We start from the raw sequence: 17121 nt of genomic DNA, 5'->3' as shown, positions 1-17121 counted from the left end.
CCCGCTCTTCCGTGCCCTTCCCGGGCACCCTTATGTCTTTCGGGAGCACCCTTCGTGAACCAGTCTGCCGAAAACCAGCCACAGACCGGGGCCGAGCCCCAGGTCAGCCTCGCCCAGTCGTCACCCACCGTCGGCACCTTCCGGGAGCGGGACGGCGCGCTGGAGTGGAGCGGCCGTCAGGAGACCCTCCGTATCGAGCCGTGGGGCCCGGACGCGGTCCGGGTGCGCGCGCGGCTCGGCGGCCCGATCCTCGAAGGACTGCCGGGCGCCCTGCTGGACGAGGCGCCGGCCACCGAGAGCAGCATCAAGGTCGGTGACGGGGAAGGGCAGTTGACCGTCGGCGCCCTCACCGTGGAGGTGAGCGCCGAGGGCCTGATCCGCTTCCTGCGCACGGACGACGGCCGCGAGGTGCTGGCCGAGGAACGCGCCCACTTCTGGTGGCCGGGCTCCCGCCTGTACACGGCCGTCGGCAACGGCCACCACCGTCTGGAGCAGCGCTTCGCCGCCTACGACGACGAGAAGCTGTACGGCCTCGGCCAGCACCAGCACGGCCGCCTCGACCAGAAGGGCCTGGTCCTCGACCTGGTCCAGCGCAACGCCGAGGTCGGCATCCCGGTGCTCTCCTCCAGCCGCGGCTACACCCTGCTGTGGAACAACCCGGCCATCGGCCGCGTGGAGCTGGCACAGAACGGCACCCGGTGGGTCGCCGACTCCGCCCGTCAGATCGACTACTGGATCACCGCGGGCACCCCGGCCGACGGCCAACGCCGCTACAGCGCGGTCACCGGTCGTACGCCGATGCTGCCGGAGTGGGCGGCCGGCTTCTGGCAGTGCAAGCTGCGCTACCGCACACAGGAAGAACTCCTCGCGGTGGCACGGGAGTACAGGCGCCGGGGCCTGCCCGTCTCGGCCATCGTGTGCGACTTCTTCCACTGGACGCACCTGGGCGAGTGGAAGTTCGACCCCGCCGAGTGGCCGGACCCCGCGGCGATGGTGCGCGAGCTGGAGGAACTCGGCATCAAGCTGGTGGTGAGCGTGTGGCCGTCCGTGTCGCCGCTGAGCGAGAACCACCCGGTGATGGAGCAGCGCGGCTACTTCATCGGCACCCAGTACGGCCCGATGGCCCACGCCGACTGGCCCGACAAGCAGGTCGCCTCCACCGTCCAGGTCGCGTTCTACGACGCCACGAATCCGGAAGCCCGTGAGTTCGTGTGGTCGCGCGTGAAGGAGAACTACCTGGAGCCGTACGGCATCACGGCCTTCTGGCTGGACGCCTGCGAGCCCGAGCTCAAGCCGAGCTTCCAGGAGAACCTGCGCTACTGGGCGGGCCCCGGCCTGGAGGTCGGGAACAGCTACCCCGCCGAGAACTCCCGCACCTTCTACGAGGGCCTGCGCGCCGAGGGCGAGGAGGTCATCACCCTCAACCGCTCGGCCTGGGCGGGCAGTCAGCGCTACGGCGCCGCCCTGTGGTCCGGCGACATCGGCACCGACTTCCCGACCCTGCGCCGCCAGATCGCGGCCGGGCTCAACACCGCGTTGTCCGGCATCCCTTGGTGGAACACCGACATCGGCGGCTTCCACGGCGGCGACCCGGACGACCCGGCGTACCGCGAGGTCATGGTGCGCTGGTTCCAGTTCGGCGCGCTGTCGCCGCTGATGCGGCTGCACGGCTTCCGCGACCCGGGGATGCCGCTGGGTCCGGAGATGACCGGGGGTCCGAACGAGGTGTGGTCGTACGGCGAGGAGGCCGGCGCGATCCTGGAGCGGTATCTGCGGCTGCGGGAGCGGCTGAAGCCGTACGTCCTGGACGTCATGCGGGAGGCGCACGAGGAGGGGCTGCCGGTGATGCGGCCGCTGTTCCTGGAGTTTCCGGAGGATCAGGGGGCCTGGGCGGTCGACGATGCCTATCTCTTTGGGCGGGATCTGCTGGTTGCCCCGGTGCTTACGGCTGGCGCGAGCGCCCGGACCACCTATCTTCCGGCGGGGGCCGCGTGGACCGATGCGTGGACGGGAGAGACGTATGAGGGCGGGGCGGCTGTGACGGTCGATGCGCCGTTGGAGCGGATTCCGCTGTTCCTTCGGGACGGTGCGCAGCTGCCTATTGCTCCGCAGGATGTGCCGCTCTAGGTCGGTGGTCGACTGCTGCGCCGTCGTGGCTGGTCACGCAGTTCCCCGCGCCCCTTTAGGGGCGCGGCAGAACCGCACGGTGAAGCGACCTGCCTCGCTCAGTTGCGGCAGACAGACTCCAAGGAGCGCACCAGGGCCTTGGTGTGGAGCAGGTCCGGGTGCTTTTCGTGGTGGACCTCGATTACGGCCACGGTGAGTTCCGGGCGGCAGGTCAGGGCCGCGCGCTCCGGTGTCGTGTCAGCGAGGGACTGGACCAGGTCCGTGTTGATGCGGTTGATGGTCTGGCGGACCACGTTCAGGTCGGGCCTGGTGGTCGGGGCCTGGTCGGGGTGGGCGGTCCAGCGGGCGTAAAGGGAGCGCTGGACGTCCTTGTTGGCCTCGATCTGGTCGCGGAAGATGCGGCGGACCTCGTCGGGGTCGGCGCCGATCTGCTTCGCCTGAGCGGCGACGTTGTCGAGGACCACCTGCTCGCGAGCGGGGTCGTCGATGGGGCTGTCGGTGCCCCACTTCGCAGCTGCCACCAGGTCGGCGGTGGCGAGGCGTTCGGCGGCGAGGGAGGCAACCGGGTGCAGGGGGGAGGACAAGGGGGAGGTGGGAGCCGCTGCCGCGGTGCCCGGTATGGCGAGTACTGCGGCAGCGGCCGTCAGCGTGGCGCGGAGGGGGGTGAGGATCTGCATGGGGACCATGAAACCTCACCCCGATCACATCAACTTCAACTGCTGCTGACGCTCTCGCTGTTGACGGTGAAGTTCAGGCCACCGGACGACGACGTGATCTCGAAGCCGAACTGGAAGTCGCCGATGGTCACGTTGCCGAACCAGCCCTTGGTGTCCTTGATCCACTTCAGGATCGGCAGGACGTCGACGGTGCCGGCGCTGGAGTTGGACGTGCGGACGAACGAGAACACGTCGTTGGAGCCGTTGTTGCCCTTGTAGACGGTCCAGGTGTGACCGCCCAGCGTGGCGTTGCCCTGCGAGGTGCCGAGCGGGCCGACGGCTCCGGTCTTGTTCATCCAGAGCATGATCTCGTACTTGTGGTTGGTGTCCCAGATGTCGTACGCCGTCTCGTACGCGCCGGACGACGGGACGGTGACGTTGTAGCTGCTGGAGAGCGAACCGAGTGAGGTGATCGACTTGTTGATCACCTTGTCGGAGTTGGGGTAGGACTTGATGCCGCCGGTGTTGGGGTGGTTGGCCCAGACACCCCAGTTGGTGCCGGAGTTGGCCCAGATGCACTGGCTGCCGGCGCCGGAGCCCCAGATGTTGTTGTAGAGCGTGTAGCCGTTCAGGCTGGTGTTGGCCCACTGGTCGCAGGAGCTCCAGACTGCGGCTGAGGCGGGGGCGGACGCGAGGCCGACGGTGGCGCCTATGGCCATCGCCGGGGCCAGCACGGCCATGGTGGCCTTGTACACAATGCTCTTTGCCATGGTGTCCCTTCCATGGGTGGGGGGGAAATGCGGGGGGAGTTACCACGTCCCCAGAGCAAGGACGCGGTCTTCTCCGGCGACGAGGTCGAGCGGTCGCGTGCCGGAGGAAGTCCTGAGTTCGACGCGGTGCGTACGGGTGGGGCGCAGCACCGCAGTCGCTTCTTGCGGGTTCCAGGTGAGGTCGAGCTCCGCCCCGAACCGGGTGCGGACGCCGAGGAGTCGGCCCGTGGGGTACGCCGTCGGGAGCGCGGGCAGCAGGACCAGGCGGTCCGGGGTCGACTGCACGAGCATCTCGATCAGCACGGCGGGCAGGGTGTGGGCGGCGTCCGCGTTGTAGACGTGGCGGTTCGGGTAGTGGGCGCTCATCAGGGAGTTGTGGAAGAAGTCGCCCTTTAGGACCTGGCCGAGGGCGTGGGCGACCCGTTGGCCGTCGCGCAGCCGGGCGGCGATCAGGGCGTGGTGCAGATGGCCGTGCGCGGAGTCGTTCTCGGCGCCGCGCAGCTCGAGGGCCCGGTGGGCGGCCGCCGCGAGGTCCGGGGTGTCGTACGGGTTGATCTCGTCGAGCGGCCAGACGCCGTAGAGGTGGCTGAGGTGACGGTGGTCGTAGGTGTCGTCCAGGCCGGGCCAGGCCCATTCGGCCAGGGCGCCGTCGGCGTTGATCCGGTGGGGCGGAAGCCGGTCGGCCAGGGCACGCCAGCGGTCGGCCTGGGGGGTGCCCGCGTGGTATTCGGCCGCCGTCAGCAGCGCATGCCGGGCGGCCGAGAGGTCCATGGCCGCGTTGATGGCGCCCCAACTGGCGTTCGCGGGACGGTTCTCGGGCGAGTAGGAGGGCACGACGACCAGGCGGCCGTCGTCGTCGGTCCGGTCGAGGAAGTCCTCGTAGAAAAGGGCGACTTGGGCGAGTGCGTGGGCGGTGCGGGGATCCCGGGCGCCGATCGTCTCGTCGTGGTCGACCAGCGGTTTGAGCAGCCAGTCGGCGCCCGCCGTCCACAGGTGCAGGGGGTATTCGCGGTTGAAGTGGTACGTCAGCCCGGACTCGCCGTCGGTGTGGGCGGGGGCGACGATGCCGCGGGCCCCGAAGACCGCGCGGGCGTTCTCGGCCCAGTCGGTCAGCTGACGCTGAATCAGGGAGGCATGGGCTTGCGTGACTTCGGGGAGTGCGGCGGCCGCTGCGGACGCGGTCTGGAGGTTGAGGTTGGCGTCGTTGGTGAATGCGCCCGACCATGCGGTGTCCCAGTCGCCGGTCCACAGGCCGACCAGGCGGGGCGGGAGCAGTCCGCTCGCGGAGAGCAGGTGGTAGCGGCCTGCGGAGAAGAGGCGCTCCAGGAGGGCCGTGCTGTCGGGGTGCTCCAGCAACTCCGAGCCGGGCAGGGCGCGCTCCGCGGGGTCGGCGTCCAGGTCGAGGGTGACGCGCTCGTAGGCGGTGCGGTGCAGGGCGGTGTGGCGGTCCAGGAGGAGGGTGTACGGGTCCTCGCCGGCCGGCAGCAGTTCGCGCAGGGCGCGGGCGTGGGGTGCCGTGTCCAGCTCGCCGGTGTGCCGCAGCACCCTGGTCAGCAACAGGACCGACTCCGCGCCCGCGACCCGTGCACCGGGGGGCGTGAGCGTCGTAGGGCCGCCCGTGACCACGACGAGCGTCACCCCGGTGTACGCCGTGTCGCTGCCGGGGTAGCGGACGCGCAGGGTGAGCAGGGCACCCTCGGGGGTGAGGACCGCGCCGTCGCCGACGGCGAGGCCCGGGGGTGCTCCCGGGAGGCGGTGGTCCAGGGCGATGTCGAGGTCGGCTGCCGTGATGTGCTGGACGATCACGTCGTCGGCGCGGGACACGAAGACCCGGCTGCTCCAGCCCTCGCAGACCGCCTTCACCACGCCGGTGGTGAAGTCGACGGAGCGGCGGTAGCGGCGCGGCTCCTCGCCGGACGGTCTGCGCAGCCGTACCTGGAAGGCGGGATGGAAGGGCTGGACCCACTGCAGGTCGCGTCCGTCGGTGAAGGTCTCGGCGGCATGCAGCTCGCCCGCGAGCAGCTGGTCCTGGAGGAGCGGCAGTCGGTCGGCGAGGCGGGGCGGACGGGCGCTCTCGCCGCCGTTGGGGCGGACGAGGGTGTGGTGGGTGGCGACGACCCGTTCGTCGTTCGGTTCACCGAACACAAGTGCGCCGTGGTGGCCGTTGCCGCTCAGGAAGCCGTCCTCCCAGCGGGCGGCGGGGAGGGGTTCCCAGGTTCCGTGGACGATGTTCAGGGGGTTGTTCATGGAATTGTTCATGGGCGCAACACCATCACGCCGTACCGGCCGAGGGTGACCTCGCCCTCGACGGTCGCGTCCGTCAGCAGGTCGACGTGGGTGCCCGGCACCTGCACGGTGACCGACTCCCGGCCGTGGTTGAGCACGAAGAGCAGGTCGCCTCGGCGGACCGCCTCCACCCGGTCGGGGAGGCCGTCGAGGACGGGGCGGGCGTCCGCGTCGGCCGCGATCTGGGCCAGCAGGACGCGCAGTGCCTGCGGCTCGGGGAGCGTGGAGACGTACCAGGCGCGGCCCTTGCGCAGCACGGCGGGCATGCCGTCGAGCTCGCCGCCCTTGTACCTGGCCTCGACCGAGGCGTCCTCGGCGGTCTCGATCTCCTCCGACCACAGGGTCCCGCGGAAGCCGTCGGTCTCGGCGGTCTCGTCCGCCTCCAGCGGCCACCACTCGTGCAGCGTGCGGATGCCGAACAGCTCGCGCAGGCGGGGGTCCATGCCGCCGGGGCGCACCCGGTCGTCCTCGTCGGCGACACCGGTCAGGAAACCGCAGAGGAGGGTGCCGCCGCCGTTGACGTAAGCGAGGAGGTTGTCGACCGCCGCGTCCGTGAGGGCGTACAGCTGGGGGACCACGACGAGCTTGTAGGCGGTGAGGTCGTGTTCGGGGTGGGCGAAGTCGGTGGTGAGGTGGGCCTGCCACAGGGCGCGGTGCCAGGTGGTCAGGACCTGGGTGTAGTCGACCTGCGTCGAGAGCCGTCCCTCGTGGGCGCCGGCCCACCAGGAGTGCCAGTCGTGCAGGATCGCGATGTCACTGCGGCTGTGACTGTCCGTCACTTCCCCGCTGATCCGGGCGAGTTCGGCGCCGAGCTGCCTGACCTCCTGGTACGTACGCCCCTGCACCCCCGCATGGCTGACCATCCCGGAGTGGAACTTCTCCGCGCCCTGCCGGGACTGGCGCCACTGGAAGTAGCAGACGGCGTCGGCGCCGCGGGCCACGGCCTGGAGGGACCACAGGCGGTTGAGGCCGCGCGGCTTGGGGTGGTTGACGCCGCGCCAGTTGACCGGGCCCGCCGCCTGCTCCATCAGCATCCAGGGGCCGCGGGCCTGCGAACGGGTCATGTCCTGGACGAGGGCACCCGCCTGCGCACCGAAGGGATCGCGCGGGTCGGGATAGATGTCGACGGAGACGACGTCCTCCTCCTCCGCCCACCGCCAGGCGTCCTGTCCGGCCCACAGCGGCATGAAATTGGTGGTGACCGGGATGTGGGAGGGGCTGTGCCGGCGGACGATGTCGCGCTCGGCGATGTAGCACTCCAGGAGCATGTCGGAGGTGAACCGTTTGAAGTCCAGCACCTGGCCCGGGTTCTTCAGATAGTGGGCGTGGCGGGGCGGCAGGACCTCGGCCCAGTCGCCGTAGCCCTGGCTCCAGAAGGCCGTGCCCCAGGCGGAGTTGAGGGCGTCGAGGGTGCCGTACTTCGTCTGCAGCCAGCGGCGGAAGCGGGCGGCGGCCTCGTCGCCCCAGTCGTAGGTGCAGTACTCGTTGTTGATGTGCCACATGGTGAGGGCGGGGTGGCCGCCGTAGCGGGCGGCGAGGTCCTCGGTGATGGCGGCGGCGTAGCGGCGGTAGGCGGCGCTGGAGTGTGAGAAGTGCTGGCGGCCACCCCACCATTCGGTGCGGCCGTCCTCGTCGCGGGGCAGGGTCTCGGGGTGCAGCCGGCCGAGCCAGGGTGGCGGCGAGGAGGTGGGGGTGGCGAGCACGACACCGATGCCGCCCGCGTGCATGAGGTCCATCAGCCGGTCGAGCCAGCCGAACTCCCGCTCCCCCGGCCGGGGTTCGAGCCTGGCCCAGGAGAAGACACCGAGGGTGACGGAGTTGACGCCGGCTTCGCGCATGAGCCGTACGTCCTCGGTCCAGGTCTCCTCGGGCCACTGCTCGGGGTTGTAGTCGCCGCCGAAGAGGATGCGGCCGCGGGTGGCGTCGCTCAGCGCGGGCATCAGACGGGCTCCCCGTACTGGATCCCGCGCCCGTTGGTGGCGAGGTAGACGCGACCGTGGATCCGCGGGTCGCCGACGATGACGTCGCCGATGTACCCCCACTGGTGGCGGTCGTCGTTGATCCGTACCCAGCTCTTCGCGCCGTCGTCGGAGCGGTAGACGGCGGTGATCGTGCCGATGGCCCCGACCTGGTAGATCGCCGGGTAGCCGGCGCCGCCGGCCGCCTTGCCGAAGCCGAGGGTGTACGAGGCCGAGCAACTGTCGACCTTCGAGAACCGGGCGCCTCCGTCGGTGGACCGGTGGAGCCCGTACCCCTTGGTACTCAGCCACAGATCACCGGATCTGCCCGGCGCCGCGACCAGCTTGAACTGGCCGTCACCGGAGGGCAGTCCGCTCGCACGCTTCGTGAACGTGAGGCCACTGTCAGTGCTGGCAAGTAGCGTTCCTGTGTCGGTGTCGTACGCGTAGAAGAGCGTCGGGTCGGCCGGGTCGGCGACCGGCGTGGCGCCCTTCGGGAAGGAGGAGATCTCGGTCCAGGTGGCGCCGTTGTCCGCCGAGCGGTGGGCCGCGTACTTCGTGCCGTCCCAGTGCACGAAGGACCACAGGAGCACGCTGCCGTCGGCGTTGATGGCGATGGGCCCCGGTGCGTCGTGGGCGATGGAGGGCTGGGCCGCGAAGGGCGCCCAGGTCCGCCCGCCGTCGTTCGAGTATGCGCCGTTGCCGTGGTCGCCCCAACCGGTGCGCACGACGTACTGCGGCCTGCCCGCGGCCTGCGCGAGTCCCGTCGCCGACCCGAAGACGGGGTTCGACGCCATGCCGCGCGAGGGCGAGGCGGTGAGCCGCTCGTGGTACATCACGCCGATGTCGCCGGACCCGCTCAGCAGGTGTGCCTCCCCGACCGGGGGCGACACCAGCTGCCGCACGGACGTCTCCTCCAGCCCGCGGATCTGCGGGGCCCAGTGGGTGAGGTCGCGCGTGCCGTAGAGCGTGGCGCCGGTGCCGTAAAGGACATGCCGGGAGTCGTACGGGTCGATGCCCACGGCCTGGATCCACCACCCGAACTTGGGCTTGTCGGCACCCCACTTGAGGAAAGGAGTTTCGGACACGTCGAAGACAGCAGCGTCCTTGAGGGACGTCCAGGTACGGCCGCCGTCGGTGGTCCGGTAGAGGGTGTCGATGTCCGCCCACCGGTTGTTGGTGGAGACGACGACGGTGCCGGGGCGGCGGGCGTCGACGGCGACACCGCCGTAGCCGAAGGTGTCGGCGGAGCCGTCGCTCGTGGTGCCGCCCGGCTTCACCGGGGTGACCTCGGTCCACTTCCTGCTGCCGACGGCCAGCTTGTGCACACTGCCGTCGGACTGCCCGTTGGGCCCGGGCGCGTTGGCGTACGTCACGTACAGCTCGCGGGTGAGGCAGTCGTACGCGGCGCGGATCGGGACCTTGGCGGAGGTTCCGGTGGGCGTGCCGGGCACGGCTTCCCATGTGCTCCCGTCGAGGGTGCGGTAGAGGTTCGGGGTGCTGCCGTCGGAGTCGCCCCAGCCGGCATACACGGCACGCCCGGCGGCGACGAGCAGGGTGACACCCTGCCCGCTCGCGCTCGGAACCCCCGGGAAGCCGCTCACCGACGCCCAAGTGGCGCCGCGATCGGCCGACTTGAGCAGCCCGTCGTGCCGCGTCCCCAACCACAGGACGTCACTGTCCCGCGGGTCGACGAGCAGCCGCTCCCCCGCACCCCGCCCGTCCTCGTTGGCCCCGAGCTTCACGGTCAGGTCGGTACGGGACCAAGTGGCACCCCGGTCCTCGGAGCGCAGGACGGCCCCGTTCCCTGCCCAGGACTGGGCGTAGGTGCCGAGAGCGAGGTACAGCCGGTTCGGGTGCACGGGGTCGACGGCCATCGCCTCGACACCGAGCAGATTCCAGTCGTCCCAGCCGAGGTGGTCGATCAACGGGACCCAGCGATCCGCCCGGTCGTCCCAGCGGTAGGCGCCGCCGATGTCGGTACGGGCGTAGGCGAGCCCGCGCACGAAGGGGTGGAAGAGCACGCCTGTGACGAATCCGGTGCCGCCTATGACGGCGTTGCGCCAGCGGTAGGCAGGGGCTGCCTCAGCGGCTTCCGCACGCCCGTGCATGGCGGGGACAGCGGCAAGCCCAGCGGCGGCCGCGGTCCCGGCAAGAACGGCCCGGCGGCTCAGACGGGACGCGAGCATGACATACCTCGTTCTGAAAAAGAGGGGGAGTTCTGCAACGCAGGGGACGCGAACGGCTTTAGGGGGCGCGGGGAACGGCGCGACAAGCCACAACGAACCCGCAGCCGCCGACGAACCGAAACACCCCACCCCAATGGGCGCCCGCTCAACCCTTCACCGCACCGGTCAACATGCCCTTCTTGAAGTGCCGCTGGACGAACGGCGACAGCACAGCCACCGGCAGCAACGCCATCACCATCACAGCCATCTGCACGGCAAGCCCCGACAGCTGCCCCGTCTTGATCGCCTGCCCCAGCCCCACCGGCGCTTCCTGCTTCTGCACCAGCTGGATCATGACGTTCTGCAGCGGCATCATGTCCTGGTCGTTCAGATACAGCGACGCGTTGAACCAAGCGCTCCAGTACCCGACCGCGTAGAACAGCGTGATCACCGCGATGACGGCCCGTGACAGCGGCATGATGATCTGCCAGAGGATCCGGAGGTCCCCGGCCCCGTCGATCCGCGCACTGTCGGTCAGCTCCGGCGAGATCCCCATGAAGAACCCGCGCAGCACCAGGATGTTGAAGACACTGATCGCGCTCGGCAGGATCAGCGCGAGGTAGGTGTCGGTCAGGCCAAGGGTCTGCACCAGAAGATACGTGGGAATGAGCCCGGCGCTGAAGAACATCGTTGCAAGCAGCGTCATGAGGATCCAGCGGTGCCCCACCGACTCCGTCCGCGACAACCCGTACGCGCACAGCACGGACACGGTCATGGAGAACGCCGTACCGACCAGGGTGATCAGGACGCTGATGATCGCCGCACGGGTGACCTGGCCGCCGCTGAGCAACTCCTGGTAGGCGACGAAGGTGATGTCCCTCGGCACCATCACCAGACCGCCGGCCTCGTCGATGGTCCTGCGCGAGGAGAGGCTGGTGACCACCACGATCCACAGCGGGAAGACGATCGCGAGGCAGGCGATCCCCAGCACCAGGCCCTTGCCCGCCAGCCCCACCTGCGAGGGCTGCTCCTCCCACACCGGCCGGGGCGGTGCGGCCCACCGGCCGGGCTTCTGTACCCGCTTGTCGATCACGGCGGTCATTTCTTGTACACCCCCTGCTCGCCCATCAGATGGGCCACTTTGTTCGCGGCAAGGACGAGACCGATGCTGATGACGCCCTTGACGAGTCCGGCGGCGGCCGCGTAGCCGAAGTCCTGGTTGCGCACGCCGTTCCACCACACGAACGTGTCGAGCACTTCCGACGCCCCCGGCCCGACGGCATCGCGTTGGAGAAGGATCTGTTCGAAGCCGACGGTCAGCGCATCCCCCACCCGCAGCACCAGCAGCAGCGCGATCACCGGCCGGAGCGCCGGCAGGGTGACGTGCCAGATCCGGCGCCAGCGCCCGGCGCCGTCCATCGCGGCGGCCTCGTACAAGTCGGGGCTGACGGCGGCCAGAGCGGCGAGGAAGACGATGATCCCCCAGCCGGCGTCCTTCCACACCGCCTGCGCGGTGACCAGGAACTTGAAGGTGCTCGGGTCGGTCATGATGTTGAGCCCGTCGTACCCGTGGTCGCGCAGCAGTGTCGAGAGCAGCCCGGCGCCGCCGAGCAGCTGCTGGAAGACCGCGATCACCAGCACCCACGAGAAGAAGTGCGGCAGATAGAGAACGGCCTGCGCGATGGCCCGCACCCGGGGCCTGACCACGCTGTTGATGAGCAGCGCGAGCAGGATCGGGATCGGGAAGAACAGGACGAGCTGGAGGAAGAACAGCACCAGCGTGTTCTGGACGGCGTTCCAGAAGGCGGAGTCGGCGAAGATCTGCTGGAAGTTGTCCAGACCCACCCAGGGGCTGTTCAGCATGGACACGACGCCGTTGTCGCTGATGTACGGGTCGTAGTCCTGGAAGGCGACCACGTTGCCGAGGATCGGCACGTAGTTGAAGAGCAGGACCAGGGCGACGACCGGCAGCGTCATCAGCAGCAGGACGCGGTCTCGTCTGAGCCTGAGTCGCAGACTCAGCTTTCCCGAGGATGGTTTGCTACGGGATGCGGTGGCACCGCCGGGCGCCGTCGGGGTCTTGTCCGTCGTGTCGGCCTCGGCCCTGCTCCGAGGCACCGTGCTGTGGGACACGGCCATTCTCCTTGCCTCGGTGCCCGGTCAGTTGGCCGCGGAGCCGTTCTCGTCGAGGATCTGCTTGTACCAGTCGCGCAGCTTGTCGCCTCCCCTGCTCTTCCAGTCGGAGACGAACTGCTGCATGTCGCTGATCTTCTTGCGGCCGCGGACGATGTCGTCCTCGAGCTGCTCCATGTCATTGGAGAGGTTGGTGTAGCGGTTCGGCTCGGTGATCTGCATTCCCCAGAAGGAGGACTTCCTGGCGAAGGCGCCCATGCGCTGCTCCCACTCGACCTGGCCCCTGGCGACCGCGGGGAAGTCGGGATGAGCGATGGTCGCGGCGGGGCTCGCGACCATGACGTAGGCGTTCATCACGTCGATGTTGCCCTGATCGGTCTTGGTGGGGACGCCGTCCTTGACGGTGTAGTGGGTGCCCTCCACGCCGTAGTTGGTCATCATGTACTCCTTGGTGCCGTACGGCGCCGCGGTGACGTTCGCGACGGCCAGCACGTCGCGGATGACCGACTCGGAGGCCTTCTTGTTGACGAAGGCGAAGATGCCGGCGGGCTGTTCGGCCCACAGGGTGGGGTTGCCGCCGTCGTGGCCCCAGACGTCCATGCCCCAGATCTTGAAGTCCGGGTTCTGGGTGGCCTGTTCAGCGGTGCGGCCCCACCACTGGGAGATGTTGTTGGGGTAGATCAGGAACTCGCCCGCCGCGAACTTGGGCCCCGGGTCGGGGGCGTTCTTGCCCAACTTGGAGTCGGGGTGGACGACCCCCGCCTCGAACAGCTTGCGGGACCACTCCAGCGCTTCGAGGTACTCGTCGGTCTCGATGCGGTATATCAGCTTGCCGTCGACGAGATTCCAGCCGAGCGGCTTCTCGCTGCCCGAGAGCACCCCGAACGACTGGAAGGCGGTCCACTTCATGTCCAGGCAGGCCCAGCGCTTCGCCTTGGCGTTGGTGATCTCCTTGGCCAGGGCCATGAACTCGTCGCAGGACTTGGGTACTTTGTACCCTTCCTTCTCGAAGATGTCCTGCCGGTAGAGGGGCACCATGCTGGGGGCGGACGGCGCCGGCATCGGCAGACCGCGCAGCTTGCCGCCGAAGATGGAGCGTTGCCAGGCGCCGGTGGGGATCGCCGCGAGGTTCGGGAACTCCTTGACCGCGTCCCCGGAGAGGTAGGGACCGAGGTCGGCGAACTTGCTGATGATGGCGCTGGGTATCTTGCCGCCCATGTTCCAGCCCGGGACGACCACGACGTCCGGGACGTCACTGGAGGCGAGCACCGCGCCGAGCTTCTGGTCGTAGGTGTTGCCGTCCTGGTTCTGCCAGACGACGTCGACGCCGATCAGGTCGTTCATCGCCTTGTAGTAGGCGTTGTTCTGCTTCGGCGGCGAGCCCCAGAACGGCGACATGATGGTGACCTTGCCGCCCTTGCCGAGCTTCTTCGTGACCGACGTCTTCAGGGCGGCGAGTTCCAGCTTGCTGGTGAACCCGATCGCGGAGCCGTTCTTGGCGGGGATGTCCGGCGTCACCACGTTGCCGGCCACGTACGCGGGAAGGATCTTCTTCGCGTTCTTGCCCGACGTGGTGCCCCCGCCCGACCCGCTGTCCGATCCCCCGCAGGCGGCAAGCAGCGGCATCCCCCCGGCCACCGCTGCGGTGGCGATCGCCGTCGAGGCAAGGAAGCTTCTCCGGCTGGGTCCGGAGGAGGCGGAAGCGGCGTTCGGCGTCATTGCGTCAACCCTTCATGGCGCACCAGGACACCCGGCGGTGGGCCGTCGGCTGCGGTGTCTCGAGTGGAACTGGCTGAGCTGAAGCGATTCTTCGACCCGTGCATGCCGGAGCTGCATTCTGTTAGTCGAAGCGCTTCGATGTTGCTGTGAGGTTAAGTGAACGTCTGGGGGTGCACAAGGGTCGCTTCCAAGATTCCTGCGACCCCTCACATACGACCCTTGCTTATGTGCCGCAAGAAGTAACAGTGACCGTCTCTTGACACCGTCCCTCCGTCGAAAGAGCATCGAAGCGCTTCGAAAGCGTTCCGCCGCTCCATCGCAAGGGGACCCCCACGTGACCGCACAGACGCCGCCCGCGCCGCCGTTCCGCGATCCGCAACTGCCGTTCGCGAAGCGCATCGACGACCTGCTTCAGCGGCTGACGCTGGACGAGAAGATCTCCTTCCTGCACCAGTTCGCGCCCGCGGTGGAGCGTCTCGGCATCGACGCCTTCCGTACCGGGCAGGAGGCCCTGCACGGCGTCGCCTGGATGGGCCCGGCGACCGTCTTCCCACAGGCCGTCGGACTCGGCGCCACCTGGAACACGGACCTGGTGCGCCGCATCGGGGAAGCGGTGTCCAAGGAGATCCGAGCGATGCGCGTCCACGACGACCGTGTCGGCCTCAACGTCTGGTCCCCCACGGTGAACCTGCTCCGGCACCCGCTGTGGGGCCGCAACGAGGAGGGCTACTCCGAGGACCCGAAGCTCACCTCGGCCATCGCCGTCGCGTACACCCGCGGCCTGCGCGGCGACCACCCGACGTACTGGCGCACGGCGCCGGTCCTCAAGCACTGGCTGGCCCACAACAACGAGACGGACCGGGCGACTTCCTCCTCCTCGGTCCGCCCACGCGTCCTGCACGAGTACGACCTGCGCGCCTTCCGCGAGGCGGTCGAGGCCGGCGCGGTGGCAGGCGTGATGCCGGCGTACAACCTGGTCAACGGCCGTCCCAACCACGTGTCCCCGCATCTGCGCGAGCACCTGCGCACCTGGACGGACGAGGACCTGCTGGTCTGCTCGGACGCGGCCGCACCCTCCAACCTGGTCGACCTGGAGCACTACTTCGACACCCACGAGGAGGCGACGGCGGCCGCCCTCATCGCCGGCGTCGACAGCTTCACCGACCACGGCACGGACAGCTCGCAGATCGTCGGGCGCGTCAAGAAGGCCTACGAGCAGGGCCTGCTGACCGAGGCCGACATCGACACGGCGGTCCGCCGCCAGCTCTCCGTCCGCTTCCGGCTGGGCGAGTTCGACCCGCTCTACGACCCGCACGCCGGCACCGGGGACTTCGACACCCCGGCCCACCGCGCCCTCGCCCAGGAGGCGGCCGAGCAGGCGGTCGTGCTCCTGAAGAACGACGGCCTGCTGCCGCTGTCCCCCGACACCCGCGTGGCCGTGGTGGGTCTCCTCGCCGACGAGTGCAAACTCGACTGGTACAGCGGCACCCTCATCCACCGCTCCACCCCGCTGGAGGGCCTGTACGAGCGGTTCGGCGCCGAGCGGGTGGAGTTCGCCGAGGGCGTGGACCGGGTGCTCCTGAAGACGTCCGCCGGTACGTTCCTGCACGTCCCCGAGGCCGCCGACGCCGCCGACGAGGTGCGCGGCGCTCAGGGCGCCCTGGACCCGGCCCTGCTCGCAGGCCGCACGGACCTGCCCCCGCTCACCGCCGACCCCACGGGCACCGAGTTCGCGCTGGTCGACTGGGGCGAGGGCATCCTCACCCTGCGCGCCCCCGACGGCCGCTACCTCTCGGTGGCCGACGACGGCTACGTACGCGCCTCCGCCGACCAGCCCGGCGGCTGGATCGTCCAGGAGACGTTCCGCCTGGAACCCCACGAGAACGGTCACCTCCTCAGGCACGTCGGTACGGGTCGCCACGTCTCTGTCGCCGCCGACGGAGTAAAGGTTGCCGACGGAAATCCGGAACTCGAGGCGAAGCCGGAGATCTTCGAGATCATCGTGACCGAACGCGCGGAGGACGCAGTGACGCAGGTCGCTGCGCGCGCGGACGTCGTGCTGGTGGTCGCCGGCAACGACCCGCACATCAACGGCCGCGAGACCGAGGACCGCACGACGCTGCGGCTGCCCGCCCACCAGGAGCGCATCCTGCGCGCCGCCCGCGCCGCCAACCCCCGCACGGTGCTGGCGCTGGTCTCCGCGTATCCGTACGCGGTCGCGACCGGCGACCTCCCGGCGGTGCTGTGGACCGCGCACGGCGGCCAGGCAGCGGGCACGGCCCTGGCCCGCGTGCTGGCCGGCGACGTCTCCCCCGCGGGCCGCCTTCCGCAGACCTGGTACGAGGACGACACCGACCTGCCCGACCTGTTCGACTACGACGTGATCGGCAGCCGCCAGACGTACCTGTACTTCGAGGGGACACCGCTCTTCCCGTTCGGACACGGCCTGTCGTACGCGAGCTTCTCCTACGCGGATCTGTCGGTACGGGCCGACGAGGAGGCGGTGCACGTCTCCTTCACGGTCACCAACACCGGCGACCTCACCGCCGACGAGGTCGCGCAGCTCTACACGCGCGCCGCGGAGCCCACGGTGACACGCCCGCGCCGCGAGCTGCTCGCCCACCGCCGGATCACCCTCGCCCCCGGCGCCCGGGAGGAGCTGTCCTTCGAAGTCCCGTTGTCCGCCTTCGAGTTCTGGGACGTGGCCCGGGGCGCCCGGCGCCTCGAACCGGGCCCGTACGACGTGTTGGTGGGCGCGTCCAGCGAGGACATCCGCCTGCGGACGACGGTCGTCCTGGACGGCGAGCCCCACGCCCCGCGCGCCGTGCTCCAACACGGCCTGGACGCCGCCGACTTCGACGAGCAGAGCGGCGTCGCGATCGTCGACCGTACCAAGGTGTCGGGCGACGCCGTGACATCCGCGGCGGGCCGGAGCGCCGAACTGGTCTATCGCGACTGCGACTTCGGGGACGGCGTGGCGGAGGTGACGGTCTCCGTGGCGGGCGAGGGCGTCGTGGAGGTCTCCCTGGACGGCGGCGCGCTGCTCGCCGCACTGACACCGGCCCCCGCGGCCGTCTCGGACGACCCGTACGCCTACACCACACTCGTGGCCGGCCTCGTCGCCGAGGGCGTGCACGACGTACACATCAGACTGCGCGGCCCACTGCGGCTCGCGCATGTCGGCTTCTCCGGTTGAGGGTCCGGGCAAAGCCGACGTGAAGAAGGGGCCCGGCACCGGAAGGCATCGGTGCCGGGCCCCTTCGAGGAGCCTATATGAAAATGGTTCCCATTAGCTAGAGTGGTC

The 17121-nt window shown here is 69.6% G+C and carries 10 protein-coding genes; 2 read left to right on the top strand and 8 right to left on the bottom strand.

The features are described from left to right. Window positions 1–54 precede the first annotated feature (54 nt). On the top strand, window positions 55–2127 hold the full coding sequence (locus EDD92_RS33740) for a TIM-barrel domain-containing protein (RefSeq protein WP_123967802.1): 2073 nt from the start codon (window positions 55–57) through the stop codon (window positions 2125–2127). Window positions 2128–2225: 98 nt separating this feature from the next. On the opposite strand, the gene EDD92_RS33735 is transcribed toward EDD92_RS33740, so the two are convergent. From EDD92_RS33735 to EDD92_RS33700, 8 genes are all read right to left on the bottom strand, one after another. Then, window positions 2226–2804: a chorismate mutase gene (locus EDD92_RS33735; RefSeq protein ID WP_123970667.1), complete on the bottom strand. Its 579-nt coding sequence runs from the start codon at window positions 2802–2804 to the stop codon at window positions 2226–2228. A gap of 35 nt (window positions 2805–2839) precedes the next feature. Beyond that, window positions 2840–3553 carry a GH12 family glycosyl hydrolase domain-containing protein gene (locus EDD92_RS33730; RefSeq protein WP_123967801.1) on the bottom strand — a complete coding sequence of 238 codons (714 nt, stop codon included), beginning with the start codon at window positions 3551–3553 and terminating at the stop codon, window positions 2840–2842. Between the two features lie 39 nt (window positions 3554–3592). Next, a complete protein-coding gene (locus EDD92_RS33725; RefSeq protein ID WP_260326912.1) occupies window positions 3593–5812 on the bottom strand; it encodes a glycoside hydrolase family 95 protein in 2220 nt (739 codons plus the stop codon). After that, a complete protein-coding gene (locus EDD92_RS33720) occupies window positions 5809–7779 on the bottom strand; it encodes a beta-galactosidase (RefSeq protein ID WP_123967800.1) in 1971 nt (656 codons plus the stop codon). Before EDD92_RS33720 ends, EDD92_RS33725 begins: the two co-directional genes overlap by 4 nt. Next, window positions 7779–9986: a sialidase family protein gene (locus EDD92_RS33715; RefSeq protein WP_123967799.1), complete on the bottom strand. Its 2208-nt coding sequence runs from the start codon at window positions 9984–9986 to the stop codon at window positions 7779–7781. The genes EDD92_RS33720 and EDD92_RS33715 overlap by 1 nt, the downstream gene beginning before the upstream one ends. A gap of 145 nt (window positions 9987–10131) precedes the next feature. Beyond that, on the bottom strand, window positions 10132–11067 hold the full coding sequence (locus tag EDD92_RS33710; RefSeq protein ID WP_123967798.1) for a carbohydrate ABC transporter permease: 936 nt from the start codon (window positions 11065–11067) through the stop codon (window positions 10132–10134). Further along, on the bottom strand, window positions 11064–12098 hold the full coding sequence (locus EDD92_RS33705; protein ID WP_123967797.1) for a sugar ABC transporter permease: 1035 nt from the start codon (window positions 12096–12098) through the stop codon (window positions 11064–11066). Before EDD92_RS33705 ends, EDD92_RS33710 begins: the two co-directional genes overlap by 4 nt. Window positions 12099–12125: 27 nt before the next feature. Beyond that, window positions 12126–13817, bottom strand: a complete 1692-nt coding sequence (locus EDD92_RS33700) for an extracellular solute-binding protein (protein WP_123967796.1) — start codon at window positions 13815–13817, stop codon at window positions 12126–12128. A 334-nt stretch (window positions 13818–14151) separates the two neighbouring features. Between EDD92_RS33700 and EDD92_RS33695 the strand changes: the two genes are divergently transcribed. Continuing rightward, on the top strand, window positions 14152–17013 hold the full coding sequence (locus tag EDD92_RS33695) for a glycoside hydrolase family 3 C-terminal domain-containing protein (protein WP_123967795.1): 2862 nt from the start codon (window positions 14152–14154) through the stop codon (window positions 17011–17013). Window positions 17014–17121: the final 108 nt, after the last annotated feature.

The sequence above is a fragment of the Streptomyces sp. TLI_185 genome, assembly GCF_003814765.1.
GTDB lineage: Bacteria > Actinomycetota > Actinomycetes > Streptomycetales > Streptomycetaceae > Streptomyces.
This window is presented reverse-complemented; position numbering and strand designations above follow the sequence as displayed.

Excerpts from the sequence above, each read along its gene's own strand:
- EDD92_RS33710 (WP_123967798.1), bottom strand. The coding sequence starts at position 11,067 with ATGACCGCCGTGATCGACAAGCGGGTACAGAAGCCCGGCCGGTGGGCC.
- EDD92_RS33735 (WP_123970667.1), bottom strand. The coding sequence starts at position 2,804 with ATGCAGATCCTCACCCCCCTCCGCGCCACGCTGACGGCCGCTGCCGCA.
- EDD92_RS33715 (WP_123967799.1), bottom strand. The coding sequence starts at position 9,986 with ATGCTCGCGTCCCGTCTGAGCCGCCGGGCCGTTCTTGCCGGGACCGCG.
- EDD92_RS33720 (WP_123967800.1), bottom strand. The coding sequence starts at position 7,779 with ATGCCCGCGCTGAGCGACGCCACCCGCGGCCGCATCCTCTTCGGCGGC.
- EDD92_RS33725 (WP_260326912.1), bottom strand. The coding sequence starts at position 5,812 with ATGAACAATTCCATGAACAACCCCCTGAACATCGTCCACGGAACCTGG.
- EDD92_RS33700 (WP_123967796.1), bottom strand. The coding sequence starts at position 13,817 with ATGACGCCGAACGCCGCTTCCGCCTCCTCCGGACCCAGCCGGAGAAGC.
- EDD92_RS33730 (WP_123967801.1), bottom strand. The coding sequence starts at position 3,553 with ATGGCAAAGAGCATTGTGTACAAGGCCACCATGGCCGTGCTGGCCCCG.